The sequence below is a fragment of the Alcanivorax sp. HI0083 genome (genome assembly GCF_001635175.1).
In genome coordinates, this window is the sequence record NZ_LWFX01000984.1 from 1 (window position 1) to 2,951 (window position 2,951).

Consider the following 2,951-nt stretch of genomic DNA (forward strand, 5'->3'; position numbering starts at 1 on the left):
GAATCGTTCTCATTACAGAATGTGTTGATCAGACACCGGGCTGACGGGGGGCCCATAGTGGGTAGGGAATGCCGGCCAGTCGATTGATTACGAAGGCCTGGCCAACCAGCAGGGCCACCGCGCTGAGCAATACCGGCAGCTGCTGCAGTTCGTGCATCAGCCCCAGTGACATAATCAGCGCAGTCGCGCCGGCGGGCGGGTGGGCGACCCGGAACAGAATCATCAGTGCGCTGGTGAGCCCCAGCGACAGGCCGGCAGCGGCCACCCGTGACCATTCAACGCCGGTGATAAAGGCGGCCGGTGCATCGTGCAGGCCGCATAACCACAGTGATGCCCACCCACACAGGGCACCAATCAGATGACCGCTGAGTACATTGCGAGGGGAAGCTGCTTCCGCCAGGGGCAGGTGGAACAGCAGGAAGGCCGTCGCACCCAGTGAGGGAAAGATAAACGCTTGCTGGGTCACCAGCGCCACACTGGCGATCAGCGCAATGCTGAGGCCGCCGTTGACCAGGTTGAACAGCGCCAGCACGACGCGGGGATTAAAGCGCTCACTCATGGTTTCCAGATGCAGCTGCCGCAACAGTCCACCGACCAGTTGTTGGCGGAGCTGATCACTTTCCTTACTCATGGTGCGCACTAATCCGGGGCAGAAAAAGAGCGCGCATACTAAGGCCTTGCGGCCGCTTGGGCAATTATGGTGCATTTTTTGCGACAAGCGGGTGTGGCGGATAGCGGGCGGCTTCATCAAGGTGTGGCAACGGTTTTTTAACAACGCAGGCCAGGCAAATCCGCTAGCATGAGCCAAGACAAAAAAGGAGATCGGTGTGGACGGATTTTTCTCGCAGGCGCTGGTGTTGCTGGGGGCGACACTGGTGTTGTTGCCGTTGTTTCAGCGGCTGGGGCTGGGCAGCATCCTTGGCTACCTGGCGGCCGGTATCGCCGTAGGGCCGCTGGGGTTTGGCCTGGTCAGTGGCGGTAACGATGTGCTGCATTTTGCCGAGCTGGGGGTGGTGCTGATGCTGTTTCTGGTGGGGCTGGAACTGGCCCCACAGCAGTTGTGGGCGCAGCGTCGCCGCCTGGTGGGGCTGGGTGCCAGCCAGATGGTATTCAGCGCGCTGTTGTTGGCTGGCGGGTTTTGGCTGGTGGGTTTCAGCACCAACCAGAGCCTGGCCATCGGCGCCACGCTGGCGCTGTCGTCCACGGCCTTTGTAGTGCAGATGCTGGTGGAGAACAATCAGCTGGGTACCCCGCAGGGCCGCTCCGCGTTTTCCATTTTGCTGTTTCAGGATCTGGCGGTGATTCCCATCTTGCTGCTGTTGCCGGTGTTGGCCGGCGCCCAGGCCGGGGAAGGTAGCCCGCAATTGCTGGCGGGCCTGGCGGCACTGGTGGCCATGGTGCTGGCGGGCAAGTATGCGCTGAACCCCTGGCTGGGCTGGCTGGCCAAGCTGCGCAACCGGGAGTTGATGACCGCCAGTGCGCTGATGCTGGTGCTGGGGTCTGCGGCGCTGATGGAGCACCTGGGCCTGTCCATGGGGCTGGGTGCGTTTGTGGCGGGTGTGCTACTGGCCAACTCGCCCTACCGGGAACAATTGGAAACCGACATTCAGCCCTTCAAGGGGCTGCTGCTGGGGCTGTTCTTCCTGGCGATCGGCATGACCATGGACCTGCGTTTGCTGTTGGACCACCCGGGTAACATTGCCCTCTTCCTGGTGATGCTGCTGGGTCTGAAGGCGCTGGTGCTGATAGTGATCAGCCGCCTGCGCGGTGGTGAGTGGCGCAGTACCTTCATGTTCGGCATTTTGCTCAGCCAGGGCGGGGAGTTCGCCTTTGTGCTGCTGACCCAGGCGCAAACCTTGAACCTGCTCGACCCGGCCATCGCCGGGCAGCTCAATCTGGTGGTGGCATTGTCCATGGCGTGCACACCGTTATTGCTGAAGCTGATGGCGATGTTGTGGCCCAAGGCGAGTAGCAAGGGGCCACGCAAGGATCTGGAAGAAGAAAGCATGCCTGCGCACCACCCCCAGGTGGTGATTGCCGGGCTTGGCCGCTTCGGGCAGATCACCGCGCGGATTCTGGTGGGGCGCCAGATTCCCTTCACCGCACTGGATTCCGACCCGGATGAAATCGATATGCTGCGGCGCTACGGCAACGAAGTGTACTTTGGCGATGTAACCCGGCTCGATCTATTGCACAACGCGGGCCTGGAGCATGCCAAGGTGCTGGTGCTGGCGGTGGACGATGTGGACGCCTCCCTGAAAGCCGCCGAACTGGTACGCCACCACTTTCCCAGCGTGACCATTGTGGCTCGCGCCCGCGACCGCTATCACGCTTACAAGCTACATGCCCTGGGCGTGGATCAAGTGATTCGGGAAAGCTTTGAATCTGCCCTGCTCAGTGCCCGCCTGACGTTGATGCAGCTGGGCGTTCCCGAATCCACCGCCATTGATCTGGTACGCAGCTTCCGGGATCTGGATGAGCGCCTGCTGCTGGAACAGATTGAGCATCGTGCCGATGTGGACATGCTGGTGGAAACCAATGCCAAAGGCCGGGCGGAATTGCAGTCGTTGCTGTCGGAGGGAAAGCCGTAGCGGTGTCATACAGCAATCAGTATTGAGAATAGTTTGCACCTGCATTACTATCCCGGCCCAAGTTTCCGGTCTGCCGCGCTGACGAAAGGGACGTTATTGGCGGCAAGGCTCCGAAGGCCGGGGGATCGCAGAATATTAGCCACAGGCACTACCATGATCATCTATGCTCGCGTTTTGAGTCGCTCCCTGGCGGCTTCCCTGCTGCTGTGTCCGCTGGTCTCCACGGCCGCGCAGACTGATACCGACAACAGTGTCCACGAAATTCCTGAAGTGACGGTCAACGCTGAAAGCAACCAGGGTACCCTGGCAGATACCTCGGAGAGCTACGCCCCGAAAACCCCGGTGAGTGCGCCCACCGGC

General features: G+C 61.1%; 3 protein-coding genes. 2 read left to right on the forward strand and 1 reads right to left on the reverse strand.

Annotation, left to right across the window (positions count from 1 at the left end; all coding sequences use genetic code 11):
- Positions 1-28 precede the first annotated feature (28 nt).
- A complete protein-coding gene (locus A3754_RS11720) occupies positions 29-631 on the reverse strand; it encodes an HPP family protein (protein ID WP_063519833.1) in 603 nt (200 codons plus the stop codon).
- Between the two features lie 196 nt (positions 632-827).
- Here A3754_RS11720 and A3754_RS11725 point away from each other — a divergent pair, with 196 nt between their 5' ends.
- Both A3754_RS11725 and A3754_RS11730 read left to right on the forward strand, forming a co-directional pair.
- Complete coding sequence (locus tag A3754_RS11725) at positions 828-2,591, forward strand: monovalent cation:proton antiporter-2 (CPA2) family protein (RefSeq protein ID WP_063519834.1); 1,764 nt, start codon at positions 828-830, stop codon at positions 2,589-2,591.
- 153 nt (positions 2,592-2,744) lie between these two features.
- A partial coding sequence (locus tag A3754_RS11730; RefSeq protein WP_156496958.1) for a hypothetical protein occupies positions 2,745-2,951 on the forward strand: 207 nt, incomplete at its 3' end.

Bases quoted from the DNA above. Each gene is read 5' to 3' on its own strand.
- A3754_RS11720 (WP_063519833.1), bottom strand. From the start codon at position 631: ATGAGTAAGGAAAGTGATCAGCTCCGCCAACAACTGGTCGGTGGACTG.